At 60.3% G+C, this 16650-nt stretch carries 15 protein-coding genes; 7 read left to right on the plus strand and 8 right to left on the minus strand.

What is annotated here, in order from left to right; all coding sequences use genetic code 11:
- Positions 1–93: 93 nt before the first annotated feature.
- Positions 94–1272 carry an SDR family oxidoreductase gene (locus ACOSV0_RS18820; RefSeq protein WP_434107584.1) on the minus strand — a complete coding sequence of 393 codons (1179 nt, stop codon included), beginning with the start codon at positions 1270–1272 and terminating at the stop codon, positions 94–96.
- Positions 1273–1362: 90 nt separating this feature from the next.
- Positions 1363–2079, minus strand: a complete 717-nt coding sequence (locus ACOSV0_RS18825) for a MipA/OmpV family protein (RefSeq protein WP_434107585.1) — start codon at positions 2077–2079, stop codon at positions 1363–1365.
- 288 nt (positions 2080–2367) lie between these two features.
- On the opposite strand from ACOSV0_RS18825, the gene ACOSV0_RS18830 reads away from it, so the two are divergent.
- Positions 2368–3303, plus strand: a complete 936-nt coding sequence (locus tag ACOSV0_RS18830; RefSeq protein WP_434107587.1) for a DMT family transporter — start codon at positions 2368–2370, stop codon at positions 3301–3303.
- Positions 3304–3343: 40 nt separating this feature from the next.
- On the opposite strand, the gene ACOSV0_RS18835 is transcribed toward ACOSV0_RS18830, so the two are convergent.
- The 6 genes from ACOSV0_RS18835 to ACOSV0_RS18860 all read right to left on the minus strand — a co-directional run bounded on the left by ACOSV0_RS18835 (position 3344) and on the right by ACOSV0_RS18860 (position 9670).
- A complete protein-coding gene (locus ACOSV0_RS18835; protein ID WP_434107588.1) occupies positions 3344–3595 on the minus strand; it encodes a hypothetical protein in 252 nt (83 codons plus the stop codon).
- A gap of 788 nt (positions 3596–4383) precedes the next feature.
- Positions 4384–5070: a DUF2242 domain-containing protein gene (locus tag ACOSV0_RS18840; protein ID WP_434107589.1), complete on the minus strand. Its 687-nt coding sequence runs from the start codon at positions 5068–5070 to the stop codon at positions 4384–4386.
- A gap of 177 nt (positions 5071–5247) precedes the next feature.
- Positions 5248–5889: a lytic transglycosylase domain-containing protein gene (locus ACOSV0_RS18845; protein WP_434107590.1), complete on the minus strand. Its 642-nt coding sequence runs from the start codon at positions 5887–5889 to the stop codon at positions 5248–5250.
- Between the two features lie 113 nt (positions 5890–6002).
- Positions 6003–7298, minus strand: a complete 1296-nt coding sequence (locus tag ACOSV0_RS18850; protein ID WP_434107591.1) for a cytochrome-c peroxidase — start codon at positions 7296–7298, stop codon at positions 6003–6005.
- Between the two features lie 8 nt (positions 7299–7306).
- The gene (locus ACOSV0_RS18855; protein WP_434107592.1) at positions 7307–8536 is read right to left on the minus strand and encodes an alkaline phosphatase family protein; all 1230 of its coding nucleotides are present in this window, start codon (positions 8534–8536) and stop codon (positions 7307–7309) included.
- Between the two features lie 150 nt (positions 8537–8686).
- Positions 8687–9670, minus strand: coding sequence for a helix-turn-helix transcriptional regulator (locus ACOSV0_RS18860; RefSeq protein ID WP_434107593.1), 984 nt, complete (start codon positions 9668–9670; stop codon positions 8687–8689).
- Positions 9671–9769: 99 nt separating this feature from the next.
- On the opposite strand from ACOSV0_RS18860, the gene ACOSV0_RS18865 reads away from it, so the two are divergent.
- The 6 genes from ACOSV0_RS18865 to dmeF all read left to right on the plus strand — a co-directional run bounded on the left by ACOSV0_RS18865 (position 9770) and on the right by dmeF (position 16496).
- A complete protein-coding gene (locus ACOSV0_RS18865) occupies positions 9770–10420 on the plus strand; it encodes a glutathione S-transferase family protein (RefSeq protein ID WP_434107594.1) in 651 nt (216 codons plus the stop codon).
- Between the two features lie 132 nt (positions 10421–10552).
- Positions 10553–10813 carry a DUF6723 family protein gene (locus tag ACOSV0_RS18870; protein ID WP_434107595.1) on the plus strand — a complete coding sequence of 87 codons (261 nt, stop codon included), beginning with the start codon at positions 10553–10555 and terminating at the stop codon, positions 10811–10813.
- A gap of 969 nt (positions 10814–11782) precedes the next feature.
- Positions 11783–13276 (plus strand): carbohydrate porin, encoded by a 1494-nt coding sequence (locus ACOSV0_RS18875; RefSeq protein WP_434107596.1) that lies wholly within the window; start codon positions 11783–11785, stop codon positions 13274–13276.
- A gap of 283 nt (positions 13277–13559) precedes the next feature.
- A complete protein-coding gene (locus tag ACOSV0_RS18880) occupies positions 13560–14807 on the plus strand; it encodes an NRAMP family divalent metal transporter (protein ID WP_434107598.1) in 1248 nt (415 codons plus the stop codon).
- 133 nt (positions 14808–14940) lie between these two features.
- Positions 14941–15216, plus strand: a complete 276-nt coding sequence (locus ACOSV0_RS18885; protein ID WP_434107599.1) for a metal/formaldehyde-sensitive transcriptional repressor — start codon at positions 14941–14943, stop codon at positions 15214–15216.
- Positions 15217–15224: 8 nt separating this feature from the next.
- On the plus strand, positions 15225–16496 hold the full coding sequence (gene dmeF / locus ACOSV0_RS18890; protein ID WP_434107600.1) for a CDF family Co(II)/Ni(II) efflux transporter DmeF: 1272 nt from the start codon (positions 15225–15227) through the stop codon (positions 16494–16496).
- Positions 16497–16650: the final 154 nt, after the last annotated feature.

A 16650-nucleotide genomic window follows, 5' to 3' on the forward strand; every position in this document is an offset into this window, starting at 1 on the left:
AAATCGGTCGGGCCAGGAGGTGAGTTGTGTCGTGAGTCGTCTCGCCGTTGCGCGATTATCGCGCGAGTCGGTGGCTGTGCATCCGGCTGAGGGCTATTTGAAGTCCCAGCGCATCTGCTCGACGATGCCCACCCCGCGCGAAGTCCGCACGCATTCGCTCACGTAGTCCGTGAAGGGCAGCGGCTCGAAGCCGATCTCGTCGCGTAGACGGCGGTTGTCGAACGCATAGTCCAGATCCGCGAAGCCGGCATACAAACGCAGCGCGTATTCGATCAGACGTCCGCTGCCGCAACGGTCTCGCCCCACCACCTCGCGGGCGATCCTGCCGAAATCGCGCACGCGGCACATCGAATAACGGCGCCCAGACGTGCCGGTGGCCTCGTCCATGGCGCTGATGATCTGACCGACGGTCGGCGCTTCCGAACCCGCCGACACGTGATACGTATCGAACGCCAGAGACGGCTTCACGGCCAGCAGCGCAAGCGCACGGGCGCAGTCGTCGGCGGACACCACGTCGATCCGATTCATCGCTCGCGCCGTGAAGCGCCGCGCGCCGTGCACCACGCGAAACACCCAGAACAGACTCGCCGACGGCAACGTGCCGAGCACCGTGTGGCCAACCACGCTCGACGGCCGCACCACCACCAGCGGCAAGCGCGGATACGTGCTGCGCAGCAGACGCTCGACTTCGCGTTTGCTTTGCGTGTACGGCACGAGATGGTGCGTCTCTCCATAGCCGAACGGAGATTCCTGCACGTTCGCACCGCATTGCGTGCCGCACGCCATTGCCGTGCTCACGTGCAGAAAGCGCCGCAGCGTTTTGCTGCCGACAAAACGCGACGCAAAGCGCAAGGTATCGTGCACATTTGTATCGAGTACGTGAGGATGTGTCGAAAACGACGCACGCGCGGCGCAATTGATCACATGCGACGCCTTGGCGAGCCGCGCCAGATCGATCTCCGAAAACGCGCTGCCGAGCTCGCCGACCATCACGTTGGCTTCCGTGATTCGCTGGGCGCGAGCATGCGGCAGCCCGCAACGCACCGCTGACGCGCGCAGCCGCGCGAGCGCATCGGCCACGCTGGCGCCGCGCACCAGACACACCATGCGCTCGACCAGGCCGGCGTTGATCAGCGCCACCAGCAGATTGCCGCCGATAAAACCGGTCGCACCGGTCAGCAGCATGCTGTCGACACCGATCGCCTGTGCGCGCGCCGACGACACCAGGCTGTCCTGCCAGGCGTTGGATAGAGGGGTTTGCCATGCAAACATCGCGAGCTCCTTGCAGAGACGCCAGATCGTCGAAACGTCGATCAGGACAACCGGTCAATCAGCGCGTCAACAGGCGCGTCAACAGACGCATCAATAGCGATACGTCAGCGCCGTGATCGCGAAGTAGTTGTTCTTCGACTGCACGATCGGGCTGTTCGCCGACGCGCCGAGCAATCGCGTCACACCGCCGTCGGTATGCACCGACCAGCGCGGCGAAATCATGTACGTCCAGCCGACCGATACTTTCGCGCTGTCGAATCCGCCTTTCACCGCATACGGCTGGAAGCGGCTCGCGGCCGCCTGCGCATCGGTGACGCCGAAAAACGTCTGCGTGTACCGGCCACTGCCTGCATGCACGCTGCCCGTGATGCTGACGTTGTTGTCGACGGTTTGCAGCACCGGCACAGTCAGATCGACGTGCCCGCTCGTACCGCGACTCGTATGCGTCAGCGGCTGATCCAGCGTGATGCTGATAGTCGACGGACCGAACAGATGCGCGCCGACCTGCACGGACATCATCACCGAACCCGGAATCCGGCCCATGCCCTTCAGATAGTCGGAGCCCGGCAAGTCGGCACGATTGCTGTCGGTGCGGCCAAAGTCGTAGCTCAGCGCCACCGATGCGAACAGCCCATTGGCGAAGGTGTGCTTGTAGCCGAGTCCGTCCATCGGGCTCAGAAAGATGCCGTTGCTGAACTCAGCGGAGATCAGCGGTGCGACGAACGGACGGTAATCACGGCTGCCCTGATAGCGCGGCGCCACGCCGCCGGCCAGCGAAAACATGTAGAAATTTTCGGCATATGCCATCGACGAGCAAGTCAGGCCAGACAGCGGAACACACAGATACAGATACAAGAGGCGTTTGCGCACAATCAGGACTTTTTATTTGAGACGGAAGCCGCAGTCTAGGGACGCCACCTCGCCGCGTCTGTCTTGAAGTTGGGGGAATGTGTGCGCAATTGTGTTCACGTGTTCGCCGCGTACCCGGCACGCGCGCGCGGATAGAATCGGTGCCTCGCGGCCATGACTGAGGCACACTCGGAGTTTCGGGCCGCGCCTCGCGATTGTCACAACAACCTGATTCGAAAACTGCCTTTGAAACCTGACACACGCCAACACCTGCGCGCCAATCTGCTGATGCTGATCGCGGCCATGATCTGGGGCTCCGCATTCGTCGCGCAACGCTTGAGTCTCGATGCGATCGGGCCGTTTCTGTTCACGGGATTACGTTTCCTGCTCGGCGCGCTGGTCGTGCTGACCATGATTGTCTGCGTGCGGCGCTCCGCACTTGCAGAATTGTCGAAGCGCGAACCCGGCGGCGCACGCGAACTGCTCGGCGCAGGTGTGTTGCTCGGCGTCGTGCTCTCAGCATCGATTTCGTTGCAGCAGATCGGCCTGCAATACACGAAGGTCGCCAACGCCGGCTTCATCAGTTCGTTGTATGTGGTGATCGTGCCGCTGCTCGGCGTGCTGTTTCGTCATCGAACGGGATTCGGCACGTGGCTTGGTGCGACACTCGCGGCAATCGGCATGTACTTTCTGAGCGTCAACGAGCACTTCTCGATCCTGTTCGGCGACTGGTATCAGCTTGCCGGCGCCCTGGTGATTTCCGTACAGATGATGCTGGTCGGCCGCTTCGCGCAGCGGCATGACGCGCTCATGCTGGCGCTCGTGCAGTTCGTGACTTGCGGACTCGTATGTCTGGCCGTCGGCCTCATGATCGAGCCGGTCAGTCTCGCGGTGATCGAGCGCGCCACGCCGACGATTTTGTACGGCGGTGCGCTGTCGGTGGGCGTCGCTTATACGATCCAGGTGGTTGCGCAAAAGTACGCGGCGCCCTCGCATGCCGCGGTGATCTTCAGTATGGAAGGCGTTTTTGCCGCGCTCGCCGGATGGCTCGTGCTCGGCGAAACACTGTCGGCACGCGCGCTATTCGGATGCGCGTTGATGCTCGCCGGTTTGATCGTGTGTCAGGTGATGCCCAACCGGCGGTACGAAAGCGAACGTGAGCGCTTGCCTCGTGCTTCGTGAGGGTATGATCAATCGCCCTCGTAACTGCATCCGCCGTTAATCAAGCGGCGCGCGGGTACGCAAAGAGCTTGGGCGTATCTGCCGTGGGCGGAAACACACACCAGCAGCCGTCGTCGTGACGAAAGAAAAAAAGGCCGCGCGATCCAGCGTCCAGAGAAGTCTCCACCCGCACATAACGCCTGCCGCCCAGACGGGTGCGGCTGAATTCGGTCACGTGAACAGGAACTGAAGGTCCCGGCGCCAGCCATTTCTCGACCAGGAAACGCAGCGATTGTTCGCTCGTGGTTCTCATGATCCGCTCCGCGCCGGCTTGTCGTGAGGCGACTCTCGTGCGGCTTCGGTGCTTTCGTCGCTATCGGCGGCATCAGCGTCGTGTTCGGCGGACGCAAGGGCGATAGCCCGGTTGGTGGCTGCCGCCCGCAACGTGGTGCAGTGGCTGGCATGTCTGATATCCGAAAGAAGACGGACTAGCTGTCGTGCTGTTCTGCGTTTCATTACACACCCCCGCACTGCACCAAGAACTTCAGAAAACACTTTAACTTTATGCCTGGATAGGGCGTTGCTGAAATGATTTTGACTAAATAGCAACAGTTGCGCTCGCAAAAGCATCGACGCAATCTTCGTACCTTCCAGCTTCAATATACGCGTATGGAGGGGTCGCTGTCTGTACGGTGACGAGCGGATGGCATCGCCGGAAGCCGCGCCGCCGGGCGGCGGCATACGGTCAGATGCGGGCCGGACGCGGGCCGGATGCGCAAGTTATCCACAATTGCCTATGAATAACTTCGGGATAGGGTATCGGACAGCCTGTGTGTGGAATCTTGATAAGACGCAACGGCTGGCAAGCCCCGTCAAAGTTATCCCGGTTTTGTAGTTTTTCTACAGACGTGTTCCGCAAGGTTATGGTTTCTACAAGACGTTGATGTGGCGGGGAATTTGAAAGTTATCCACAGAAGGGGTTAACCCTTGTTAACTATTACTACATATATATACGTATGAAGTAAAAGACATAGGATAAGTAGCGCTGCGTGATGACATCAAAGGCTGACCGGCCCAAACCCCGCACGCGTCACCAATGCATCAAGGCGCTACGCTGGCTGCACTGGCAGGTTGTACAGAAGCAGCCTTGTCGATCACATCAGGCATCTCGGGAAGAGGCGCTGGAATTGTTGCTTCGACCGGAACCGGCAACATGCGTGTCTCGATACGGCTGTTCGCAACCGGCTGTGTGCGCACCACCGTTTGCAAATAGTGATCGACAAGCCCGAAGAACCGGTCGTAGAACTTGCCTGACGGAATAGTCTCACTCGAGATTTTGACCATCGCGTCGTTGTTCGAGCGGATCGGCAGCGACAGCGAACCCAGCACGCTTAGCCCGACGCTCGCGGACGTGTCGCTTTTCTTCAGCGCAAAGCCGTTCTGCACGGCATTGACGTAAACAATGCTCGTATCGCTCGCCTCTTCTCCCGGCGTACACACCACATGAAACTCGACGACGACGTGCGTATCGCCGGTCGGCTGGAAATTCTTCGTTCCATCGACGGTATCGGTACGCGTCATCGTCGTTAGATAGCCCTGGCTTAGCAACGCACGGCGTGCGGCCTCACAGGTATCCGTGGTGCTCGAGTTGAAATTTCGGGCGTAAGGACTCGCACCCGATTCGAACAATTCCTGCTGGAATTTTGGCTGCGGAGTGCTGCTGCAAGCTGCAAGTGCCAGCAGGCCGAAAAGCGCGGCGGCGGTGGTTTTGGAAAACGAGGTGAACATGGTCGATCAGAAGAGGCGCGGCGTGAGCCCGAATGGGAATGCATTGTAGAGCGGTTGCCGTGTGTGCGTAAAAAGCATGCAGCGCACGTACGACACCGCTTTAGCCGGGCATCACGATCGACTCCCGCAGCCTGGCGCGGCGGCAACGCAGAAAGGGAAAGACAGGAAAGCCGACGCTCAGTGCGACGTCACGGGCAATCCGCTCGACAGCCCGGCGACGCCGTTCACGCCGGCGGCATTGACGGCCGGTACCGTAAAGGCATTGGCCCAGTTGTCCGACGCCCCACAGCGGTCAGCCTCGCACAAGCTGGCTTGCGCGTCTGAACGCGACGCGCCGTCTTGCGAGCCGGCGACGTCGGCGAAATCTTCAACGCGCAAGTTCACCTTCTTCGCGTACGCCTGCGATCCGCCGTAGCTCTTGAGCGCCGCGTTCATGTCGCCGTTTGCCGAGCGCATGTAGCCGTACAGAATCGCCGAACCTACTTCGATGTTGGTGGTCGGCTCAGTGAGGTCCTTGACGTTCCTCAGCAGCCCGCGATGGGCGGCCGGCACCACCTGCATCAGCCCGGTCGCACCGTTGGCGCCCTTGGCCTTTTCCTTGAAGCGGGATTCGATCGAAATGATCGCCAGCAACAATGCCGGCGGCAGTGAATATTTCGAAGCGGCGGATTGCACCGCAGCTGAAATCTTTTGAGCCTTTTCCTTTGCCAGACCGAATTTCTGCGTCAGATACGCGGACATGCGGTCACTGTTTTCGTCGGCCGTTGCGGTTTGCATCAGGCCGAGCGAAAGCACGATCAGGCAAAGTAACCGGCTCATAACGGAGGACGGAAAAGAAGGGGGATCCGCGCATTATATCCTTGCCCGAAAATGAGGCACAAAACGACCAGAATTTGTCTTAGGAAAGGTTCGCCGACCAGTGTCTGTGCGCGCTACTTCGACGGCTTCGGTTTCAGCGCGTAATCATCGTTCAACGTGGTGAGGAAAGCCGCGACGTCGTCGATATCCTGCTCCGACCACAAGGGGCGCTCGCCTGCTTTGCGCGTGAGCGGCTCATCGGTTGTATCGACATTCACGCGCAGCGCGACCGGCAAGTCGTTGAATTTATCGACCTTGCCGTGCGCATCTTTGGGATACCACTTCGCCGGATTCGTATCGCGCTGAACGTAGAAACGCAGCGCGTCCTTCAGCGTATGAAAGCGGCCGTTGTGGAAGAACACATGCCGCGTCGCCGTGTTACGCAGCGACACCGACTTGAAGAGTCCGCAGTTGCTTCTGTCGTTCGACTGATCGGTGCGCAACGGTCCACACAATCCCATGTCGAAGTACTTCGGGTCCGCGTTCGCTCGCAATTCCGGATTGCGCGGCACGCCGAGCGCCTGGAAATTGTAGTCGGTGAAAAGCGGATGAGAGCCGTCGACACCCGATTGGTCAATGTGACACGAGGCGCAATTGCCGCCCGCGGGATTGTCGAACAGTTTTTTGCCTCTCAACTCTTGATCCGTTAGTTGCAATTTTCCGTCGAGGTAGTAATCAAACTTGCTGGTGTACGGGTGAAAGCTCGGGTCTTCGAGCTCGAAGCGCTCGATCGCATACATCGCCTGGGCGAACGCTTTGCCGGGATCGATGAAGATGTTCTGGCCGAACACTTCCTTGAAGCGCGCCGCGTAGGGCGCGTGCTCCAGTTTCGCAAGCACCGCTGCCGGATCCTGGTTGGCCATCTCGTTCGGATTGAACAGCGGGAAGCGCGCCTGGTCCTGCAGATGATTGAAGCGCCCATCCCAGCCGAAGCCGCCAACCGGCGCGTTGTCCGTCTCGCTCAGACGTTCGGACATGCTGGCCGCCTGCGCATGACTCCACATCGGTGTGCGGTTCAGCACGTAGCGCAGGCTCGGCACGGCGCGCGTGCCTTGTGAACGCATGTCGGGCCCGCCCAGTTGCGCGGCCAGCCCGTTGGGCGGCCCGTACGCATGCGACGGACTATGACAGCTCGCGCACGACATCTTGCCCGACGCTGACAACGATGCGTCGAAGAACATCAACTTCCCGAGCGCCGCGGCGTCGCTGTAGACGGGCTTTGCATCGGCAGGCGCTCCGGCTGCCGACGATGGCGCCGCCGTTGCCACCGCCGTTGCCACCAGCGGCAACAGTGCGGCACTGACCAGCGCAACGAGCGCCGCCAATCGCGTGGCGATGCACCCGGTGAATCGCGTTGCAAAAAACGGCATCTGATCGCTTACAGGTTCGTGAAGATGTCGTTGCCGAACCCGGCCAGACCGGCCTGCCCCGCGTAACCCAGGTGGTCCAGCTGGAAAATGTCTTCAATGCTCTTGAGCATCGAGTAATGGTTGTACTGCACCGTCGACACCGTACCCGGCTTGATGAACTTCGAAATCATCACTGCACCGGTCTGGTCCCCGCCGAAGCTCTGCTTGGTCAGGTTGATCGTCAAACCCTTGTAGGTCAGCGACGAAGTCTGCGGGAATGCCGGCAGATTCGGACCTGGCTGCTGACTGCAGCAGGTCGCGCCGGAGAAAATCAGATCCTCGCTGGATGCTGATTGCGTCACCGTCGCATAACTGCTTTCGTCGAAGTTGATGATCAGCAGACCGTCCTTCTGGAACGCCGGCGAGGCGGTGATAATCGGCACCCACTTCTGCAGGAATGTGTTCGCGCTCGTCAGGCCGCCCGGCTGACCATTCACGCACGGCGCGTCGTGGCCGTCGTCGCACAGGCTCGGCGTGATCAGGTTGAAGTTGGCGGTGCTCGAGATAGATTGCAGATCGGTTGTGAGCTTGTTCAGGTTCACGACATTCTGAGCGCAGTCCGACGAATCGATAATCGAGTGGAAATACATGAACGGGTTGTGGCGCGTCGCGTACTGATCGCCCAGCGGCACGGCCGCGCTCGGCGCTTCGGCCGATTGGGTCAGGTCGGTCGTGTTGAGCGTTGGGTGGCCGCACGTGGCGGCTTCGCGCGTCGGGTCGTTGCCCATGTCGCCTTCATAGCCCTTCCAGGTGTAGCCGGCGGCCTTCAGCTGGTCCGGCAGCGTCTTGATGCTGGCCGGATACACGCAACCGGAGCCGATCGCCTGACCGTCCGATGTCGTGCCCGTCAGCTTGTAGTCCTGGTAGGTGATGCAGTCGTTGTCCGTTTCCGGCGTCGGCGCCTGACCGCTGATCATCGCGATGTAGTTGTCGAGACTCACGTGCCCCGTGCCGTAGTACTGCTGCACCATCGCGCCTTGCGAAGCCAGCGTCTGCGACAGATACGGCGCCTTGCTGTTCGCACCGAAGGTGGTCGCGTAGTTTTCATTCTCGAGCGTGATGATGAAGACGTGCCGGATCTGCTGCTGCCCGGTCACCTGGAGCGACGAGGACGACGAGCCGCACGCGACGACGATAGTGCCAATCAGGGCCGCGCAAACGACCATGAAGAAAGCACGCAACCAGCTGCGCTGTGACATGTTTTTGCCCTTGGGGAATTAGAGTTTTATTTGCGGGCAAACTCTATGCAGCACGTATGACGTTGACGTGAATCGAGCCACGTTCCTGCAATATGCCGGTCATCCAGCACAGCATATAAGGGTGGCTACGCTAGCTGCGAACCATCGCCCTTATTGCGCGTAACGACGATGCAAGGCTGCCGCCACCTCGGCGAAACGCGCGCGCAATTCCGGCGGCGCCAGCACGTCGGCCTCGGTCCCGAAGCGCAGTAATTCCGCACATGCCTGCCTGACCGAGCCGACCGGCAGTGTGACCGTCCGCCAGCCGTCGGCCGGATCCGGCTCGCCGATTTTCGCCGCTGCGCGAGCGAACGGTGAGGTGAAGACTTCGAGCATCTGCATGCCCCACGGCGACAGGCGCAGCGTCGCCTCGCTCGCATGCATCTCCTCGGACAAACGCTGCGTGCTGTCTTGCCAGTAAGTCGCCAGATCGAAGGCAGGCGGCCGCTCGAATGTCTCGTCCAGCCTGCTCAATTCGAGAATGCGCGAAATACGATAGATGCGGATGTCCGCCCCGACCTGCCCAACCACATACCAGGCTCCGCTTTTCAGCACGATGCCGAGCGGTTCGATCCGGCGAAACTTTTCGGCTTTCCAGCTCTGATAGCGGATCTGCAGCGGATGCTGCTCCCACACCGCGCTGGCGATCAAAGGCAGATTCGCGGGCTGATCCGCCTCGGAAAACCAGGCCGGGGCGTCGAGATGAAAGCGCGAACGCATGCGCTCCGCGGTCGAGCGCAATTCGGCCGGCAGCGCGGCGAGCAACTTGGTTTGCGCGCCGGCCATTACGGCGCCGAGCCCGAGTGCCTGCACCGGTCCCGGCAAGCCGGCGAGGAACAACGCCTCCGCTTCCTGCGACGACAGACCGTTCAGACGTGTACGGTATCCGTCGAGCAGACGATAGCCGCCTTCCGCGCCACGCTCGCTCTGAACGGGGACGCCCGCGGCGCTCAAGGCGTCGATGTCGCGATAGATCGTGCGCAGGGAGACCGCGCATTCGTCGGCGAGCGACTGCGCAGTCACGCGCCCGCGCGCTTGCAAGGTCATCAGGATGGAAAGGAGGCGGCTGGCTCTCATACGAACCAGTGTAGTCATACCTGACACAAACTGACAGGTATAGGCGCTTAGGATGGGAACATCCGGCGCCAGATGGACGCTGGCTTTCCAACGAGACGCTCATCCAGAAGGCCCCCCATGACCACCGACCGCACGATCACGCTGTTCCACTCACCGCAATGCCGCTCCGTCAGCGCCCTCACGCTGCTCGAAGAACTCGGCGCCCCGTATCAGTTGAAGGTGTTGAACATGAAGGCCGGCGAGCAACGCAAGGCGCCGTATCTCGCGATCAATCCGCTCGGCAAAGTGCCGGCGATCCTGCACGGCGACGCACTGATCACCGAACAGATCGCCATCTTTATCTATCTGGCCGACCTGTTTCCTGAAGCGGGCCTCGCACCGGCACTCGACGATCCGTTGCGCGGGCCATATCTGCGCTGGTTGGTGTACTACGCGGCATGCTACGAACCGGCGCTGGTCGACAAGGCGATGAAGCGCGAACCGGCACCGCACGCTACCTCGCCGTACGGCGATTTCGATTCGATGCTCGGGACCGTGACGAGCCAGTTGGAGAAATCGCCCTATTTGCTCGGAGACACGATGTCGGCTGCGGATATCTTGTGGGGCATCGCGTTGCATTGGGGAATGATGTTCAAGCTGGTGCCGCAGACGCCGGTCGTACTCGAGTACAGCCGGCGCATCTGCTTGCGGCCGAGCTTCGTGCAGGTGAGCGAACGGGATGTTGCGCTGGCGGCCGAACATGAGGCGGCGCTCAAAGCCGCCGGCTGATCGTCCATCCGGTTCAACGCGCGGGGATTTGAGACAATGAGGGCCGCCGGTGAATACCTTCCCGGGACAACCGGGCGTGCCCCTCACCTGTCGAGCAGGCGTCGGCCCATTGAACATGAGATGTCTTCAGGTATGAGCAAGACCGCATTTATTCCCAGCATCCCCGCGACGTCGGAGGACGACTTTGACGTGTCGGCAACTTCGAAACTGGCTGGGTACCGCCGTTTTTTCGGCGTGTTGAAAGTGGTTCGAACCACCGACGGCCGTGTGCTATTCCCATTCGACGGCGCACCTGAACTCGGACCTTACGCGACCAAGCTGGAAGCCGTCGCGGCGGCGCAGGTGTATGGCGAACACATCGTGGCCAGCGACCTTGCACGCCCGGAGCTGTAATTTAGGTGCCGCACGAATTCGAAGTCAGCATCATTCGTTAAGCAGAGCAAATATAATTTCCCGGCACTTTTTCCTTTCAAAGTCGACAGGAAAACAAGGAGATCGTTGTCCACGAATGACATTGAAAATAAGAAACAGAATCGTTGGGTACGAGATTCTGACCATGCAATTCGGACTGCGATGTCTTTATGGTTTTTTTACTTGCAGTTTTGCTACCGAGCCGAATACAATCCGCCCGTCTCATCACAGGAGTCCCTCGTGGACACATGCTCTAGTAGTGGAAGTCCGATGCCGGCCTATGCCGGCGAAGTCACCGCGAGATAGCCGCCGCAGGAACACTCCTTCGCCGCTAACTCGCTTTTGTCGGGTTAGCGCGCTTCATCACTGATCGGCTTTCTGCCGGTCTGTTCGCAGCACGCTCCCTTTATCTGACCGCCTGTCGCAAATCCGTTTGCGAGACGCTGTCACGTCGTCACACGTCGCCCGGCCTCGCCGGGCAGGACGGGGGTGCGCCTATGTTCATCAAATCAGTCGTTACGTTTTTCGATGGCGCTTTGCACGCGCCACATCCGATGCGGGTCGCCGCGCGCGCACATCTCATCGTCGCTTCTTCTCCAGCGTCGGCAACGGCACGCGCGGAGCCGTTCAGCCACGCCGGTGCGACGCGTAGTCCGGCAACAAGCCACCTGCGCCGGGTCGGGAAAATGGCCGTGCGCGCCGCCCTTCGGATTGCCTATGTAGGCACCCCTTTAACGCCGACCGGGTATGCAATTGTCGCCCTCACCGTAGCTGCTTTCGGGCTGGTTGCGATGTTGTGCACATCCTCGGTCGGTAACGAACTGGAGCGTTCGTTACGGTTGAGCTGGTGGTTTTCCTGAACGGGACCCGGTCACGATCCCGCCACGCATTGCGTGTCATATCCATCAAACAAACGGATTTATCCGCCAGATAATCTTGCCTCCACTTGTCATGAAGAAAAACCTCAAAGCCATATTGCTGATGTGCGGTGCTCCCATCAGCCTGACCTGCCTGCTGTCCATGGGCGTTATGCAAGCCGCGCTCGCCCAGACGAGCGTCGAAGGTGCGCCGGCCCCGGCGGCCGCGCCGTCGTCGACGCCGGCCGCAACGGACGCGATAAAGGCGGACCAGGCGCCGCCTGCGCCGACCGGCTTCTGGAGCCGCGCGACACTTTTCGGCGACATGGGCGGCCTGCGGCCCTGGCTCGGCGACCACGGCGTGACGCTCAACCTGCAGGAAACCAGCGAATACCTGAATAACCTCTCCGGGGGCGTCAAACGCGGTGGCGCCTATGACGGACTAACGCAACTCGGTGTCGTGGTGGACACGCAAAAGGCATTCGGGCTGCCGGGCGGCACGTTCAACGTTTCAGCACTGCAAATTCATGGCACCAACCTCAGCCAACGCAACCTGCTGACGTTGCAAAGCGCAAGCGGTATTGAAGCCGACGACACGACTCGCCTCTGGGAGTTGTGGTACCAGCAGTCTTTGCTCTCGGGGAAGGTCGATGTGAAGGTCGGTCAGCAGAGTCTCGACCAGGAATTCATGGTGAGCCAGTACGCGAACGCATTCATGAACGCGACGTTCGGATGGCCCATTCTGCCTTCTGTCGATATGCCTGCCGGCGGCCCCGCCTATCCGCTCTCTTCGCTCGGCGTGCGGTTGCGTGCGAAACCGTCCGACTCGTGGACGGTGCTGGCTGGTGTGTTCGACGGCAATCCTGCGGGCAGCGATGTCGGCGATCCGCAGAAACTGAACAATCATGGCACCAATTTCAACCTGCACAACGGTGCGCTTTTCATCGGTGAGGTGCAGTACGCCATCAACCAGCCCCCGGCCAATCCGACTGACGCACAGCCTGGCGGTTTGCCCGGAACGTACAAGCTGGGCTTCTGGTACAACACTCAGCGTTTTGCCGACCCGCAGTTCGACAACACCGGCATGTCGCTAGCGAACCCGGCGAGTACGGGCGTCCCGCAAAGTCACCGGGGCAATTACAGCTTTTACGCTGTTGCTGACCAGATGGTTTGGCGACCGAGCGCGGACAGTCCGCAATCGGTCGGCGTGTTTGCCAGAATCATGGGCGCGCCAGGCGACCGTAACGTAGTTGACCTGGGGGTGAACGCAGGCGTGACGCTGAAGGCGCCGTTCAAGGGCCGTGACAATGACGTCGTCGGGTTGGCGGTGGGCTACGCGAAACTTGGCTCGCATGCACAAGGGCTCGCCAACGACACGGCCTCCCTGACGACGCCGGGGTATCCATCGCGCAGCGCCGAGACCATTCTCGAGGCGACCTACCAGTATCAGGTCACGCCATGGTGGCAGTTGCAGGCGGACCTTCAATACGTGTTCCGTCCGGCGGGCGGCATTCCGAATCCGGAGAACCCGTCGCAGCGTATCGGCAATGAAGCCGTTGTGGGACTGAGAACCAACATCGTGTTCTGACGCTGCAGCGCCAATACATCTCCACCCGTGCTACGAACTATCTAAGACTCCAGATTCCCCAGATAGCAATCAGCAGAGCCGCGCCAAGGCCGCAACCTAACAGGATGTAGGTATCCATTTTTAGCCCTCGATATAGTGTGGATGTGCTGCTAACGCGGCAGCATAGGCGGCCATCTGATTGCTCGACCGCGCAAGGTCGTTTGTGGGTACGCCATGCCGGACGGCAGTGCATGTCACGCTACAATCAATCGACGAATACTACCGTTGCTTCCTTTCAGAAAGCATGACCGATTCCGCATTGCTCAAACCAGAAGTCTCGCGCCGTCTGCGCTGGATTGCTTTGTGGGGACCCGGGCTACTCGTGATGCTCGCGGACTGCGATGCCGGAAATGTCGTCACTGCGGCGCAGGCCGGCGCGCAATGGGGTCTTCAACTTCTGGTGGTGCTACTGGGCCTGATCCCCCTGCTTTATATGGTTCAGGAACTCACAGTCCGGCTCGGCATTTTTTCCGGACGAGGTCACGGCGAACTCATTCGCGCGAACTTTGGTCCGTTGTGGGCATGGGTATCGGCAATCGGATTGGTCATTGCCGTGCTCGGCTCGCTTGTCACGGAGTTCACAGGGGTCGCCGGCGTGGGCGAGATGTTTGGCGTCTCGCGGTCCGTCACGTTGCCGCTTGCCGTCGTTGCCCTGATCGCCGTTGTGTTCACGGGCTCGCATAAACGCGTCGACAAGGTCGCAATCGTCATTGGGGCCTTCGAACTGACGTTTTTCCTTGTGGCATGGAAGGCGCACCCGGACATCCACACGTTGTTCCGGCAAATGGCGACTCTCCCGCCCGCCAATCATCAGCTTGGATATCTTGCCGCTGCGCTCATTGGCGCGACGTTCAATCCGTGGATGGTCTTCTATCAGCAGGCGGCAGTAGCGGATAAAAAACTCACGCCGGCAAACTACACGGCAGCCCGGATCGAAACGGCCGTTGGTGCTGTTCTCACGCAGTTGCTGACAGCAGCCGTCCTTGTCGCCGCGGCGGCAACGCTATCGGGAAGCGATCGAACAGGCTCTTTACAAAGCATCGGCGAAATCAGCGACGCTCTTGCGACCGTGGTGGGTCCACACGCGGGACGTCTTCTCTTCGGTGCCGGCGTTCTGGGGGCATCGCTGGTGGCCGCCATTGTCTGCTCACTGTCGCTGGCCTGGGGGCTGGGTGAAGTGGCGGGATACCGGCGCTCACTTGAAGACCGGCCCACGAACGCGCCGTGGTTCTACGGGGTGTATGTTGCGTCCGTCGCCGGTAGCGCTTACGTCGTCTGGCTGGCACCTAATCTCGTTTCGCTGAACGTTGCGGCGCAGGTTGTCAACGCGTTGATGCTGCCGCTCGTGATCGGATTACTCATCGCGCTCAGCGTCACTGCTCTGCCTCACCAGCATCGGCCTCGTGGAGCTTACTTGTGGCTCGTCTCCGGCATCGCGATGGTCGTATGTGCAGCAGGCATTGTCGGCGCCGGGTTTGGGATCTTTTCCTGAACGGCGCGCGGTTTTCAGAGAGAACCTGAACCGGTAGACGGCAAGATGGCTTCGGCATTCGCCAATACCCCCCCACCCTATATGGATTCGGTTTCTAATATATACTCCCCTACAGTATATTTAGAGAACATCCATGAGCCACACCATCCGCGAGAAACAGAAACTGCTCAACCGTGTCCGCCGCATCAAGGGACAGGTTGAGGCCATCGAACGAGCGCTGGAAGAGGAGCGCGAATGTATCGACGTGCTCCAGCAAATCACGAGCTGCCGTGGCGCGATGAACGGCCTGCTGGCGGTTGTGCTCGAAGACCATATCCGCACCCATCTCGTGGACGCTGACACCAACGAAGAGCCGGCCGGCAGTGCGACCGACCAGCTCATTGAAGTCGTCCGTAGCTATTTCAAGTAGAGTCAAAAATGAATGATTTCAAAAGCGCTGCGTTCGGCGCAGGGCATGACCACATCTTTCTGGGTGCCGGTCATGAAAAGAATGAGCGCAAGACCTGGGCTGTCATTGCACTGTGCAGTGCGATGATGCTGGTCGAAATCGTCGGCGGCGGCATGTTCGGTTCGCTTGCGCTTGTCGCCGATGGGCTGCATATGTCGACTCATGCCGGCGCGATGTTGATTGCCGCGCTCGCCTACACGTATGCGCGCAGGCATGCCACCGATTCCCGCTTCGTGTTCGGTACCGGCAAACTGGGTGACCTCGCCGGGTTCACGAGTGCCATCGTACTCGCGATGATTGCGGTGCTGATTGGCTACGAGGCGGTGTCGCGTTTTCTGTCGCCGGTACCCATTCACTTTGGCGAAGCGATTCCTATCGCGGTGGTCGGCTTACTGGTTAACCTGGCAAGCGTGTGGCTCCTGAGCGGCGGTGATCACGGTCATAGTCATGGTCATAACCACGCACACGGTCACGACGACCATGAACATGAAGACGGGGCGCAGAAAATTTTCACGCCGTCCGGTGTGTTTACCGTTTCCATTTTCGAAGACGGTATCCCCCCCGTTTTCCGCATTACACCGGCAACAGGAGATTCGCGACTGGACGCTTCAACGGTATCCGTTACGACGATACGGCCCGATGGCACACAACAGGTATTCGCGCTAGCGGACCATGGCGGCTATCTGGAATCGAAGGAAGACATTCCCGAGCCACACGCCTTCAAAGCCATCGTGCGGATGCCGGCAGGCGAGCACCAAGTCGAATTCGAGGAGCACGAGCACCACGACGACGCGCATGAAGCCGCGACCCGCGACCACAACATCCGGTCGGCCTACATCCACGTGATGGCGGATGCGGCCGTTTCCGTGCTGGCTATCGTCGGTCTTTTGCTGGCACGCGCATTCGGCTGGCTCTGGATGGACCCGCTCGCGGGTGTCATCGGCGCGCTGGTCATTGCAAACTGGTCGTACGGCTTGATGCGCGACACGGGCGCAATCCTGCTCGATATGAATTCCGACCGGCGTATGGCGGAGAACGTACGTCATGCTATCGAGGACCGTGGCGACAAGATCATCGACCTGCATGTATGGCGAGTGGGTCCAGGTCACATGAGTGCCGTGGTGTCCGTGGCAACGGGTGAACCGCAGCGTGATTCACGGTTCTATCACGCAGTGCTCGAGCGCTTCAAGGGGTTGTCGCACGTCACCGTTGAAGTGCAACCTTCACAGGCGACGGCTTGAATCGAAGGCAGCCAAGTTGCCGTGCATCGACGCGTCTGCTTTCGACGGCAGGACCAGATTGCGCAGCAAGTAATTTGACACGCCCGATGAAATTCGGGCGTGGATGAAGGTGGCTGACCACCGGCGCCATCGAATAACTAACGACCCGGCGCCA

The organism is Paraburkholderia caffeinilytica (genome assembly GCF_051027425.1).
Classification (GTDB): domain Bacteria; phylum Pseudomonadota; class Gammaproteobacteria; order Burkholderiales; family Burkholderiaceae; genus Paraburkholderia; species Paraburkholderia caffeinilytica_A.

Excerpts from the sequence above, each read along its gene's own strand:
- ACOSV0_RS18820 (WP_434107584.1), bottom strand. The coding sequence starts at position 1,272 with ATGTTTGCATGGCAAACCCCTCTATCCAACGCCTGGCAGGACAGCCTG.
- ACOSV0_RS18825 (WP_434107585.1), bottom strand. The coding sequence starts at position 2,079 with ATGGCATATGCCGAAAATTTCTACATGTTTTCGCTGGCCGGCGGCGTG.
- ACOSV0_RS18835 (WP_434107588.1), bottom strand. The coding sequence starts at position 3,595 with ATGAGAACCACGAGCGAACAATCGCTGCGTTTCCTGGTCGAGAAATGG.
- ACOSV0_RS18840 (WP_434107589.1), bottom strand. The coding sequence starts at position 5,070 with ATGTTCACCTCGTTTTCCAAAACCACCGCCGCCGCGCTTTTCGGCCTG.
- ACOSV0_RS18845 (WP_434107590.1), bottom strand. The coding sequence starts at position 5,889 with ATGAGCCGGTTACTTTGCCTGATCGTGCTTTCGCTCGGCCTGATGCAA.
- ACOSV0_RS18850 (WP_434107591.1), bottom strand. The coding sequence starts at position 7,298 with ATGCCGTTTTTTGCAACGCGATTCACCGGGTGCATCGCCACGCGATTG.
- ACOSV0_RS18855 (WP_434107592.1), bottom strand. The coding sequence starts at position 8,536 with ATGTCACAGCGCAGCTGGTTGCGTGCTTTCTTCATGGTCGTTTGCGCG.
- ACOSV0_RS18860 (WP_434107593.1), bottom strand. The coding sequence starts at position 9,670 with ATGACTACACTGGTTCGTATGAGAGCCAGCCGCCTCCTTTCCATCCTG.
- ACOSV0_RS18865 (WP_434107594.1), top strand. The coding sequence starts at position 9,770 with ATGACCACCGACCGCACGATCACGCTGTTCCACTCACCGCAATGCCGC.
- ACOSV0_RS18870 (WP_434107595.1), top strand. The coding sequence starts at position 10,553 with ATGAGCAAGACCGCATTTATTCCCAGCATCCCCGCGACGTCGGAGGAC.
- ACOSV0_RS18875 (WP_434107596.1), top strand. The coding sequence starts at position 11,783 with ATGAAGAAAAACCTCAAAGCCATATTGCTGATGTGCGGTGCTCCCATC.
- ACOSV0_RS18880 (WP_434107598.1), top strand. The coding sequence starts at position 13,560 with ATGACCGATTCCGCATTGCTCAAACCAGAAGTCTCGCGCCGTCTGCGC.
- ACOSV0_RS18885 (WP_434107599.1), top strand. The coding sequence starts at position 14,941 with ATGAGCCACACCATCCGCGAGAAACAGAAACTGCTCAACCGTGTCCGC.
- dmeF (WP_434107600.1), top strand. The coding sequence starts at position 15,225 with ATGAATGATTTCAAAAGCGCTGCGTTCGGCGCAGGGCATGACCACATC.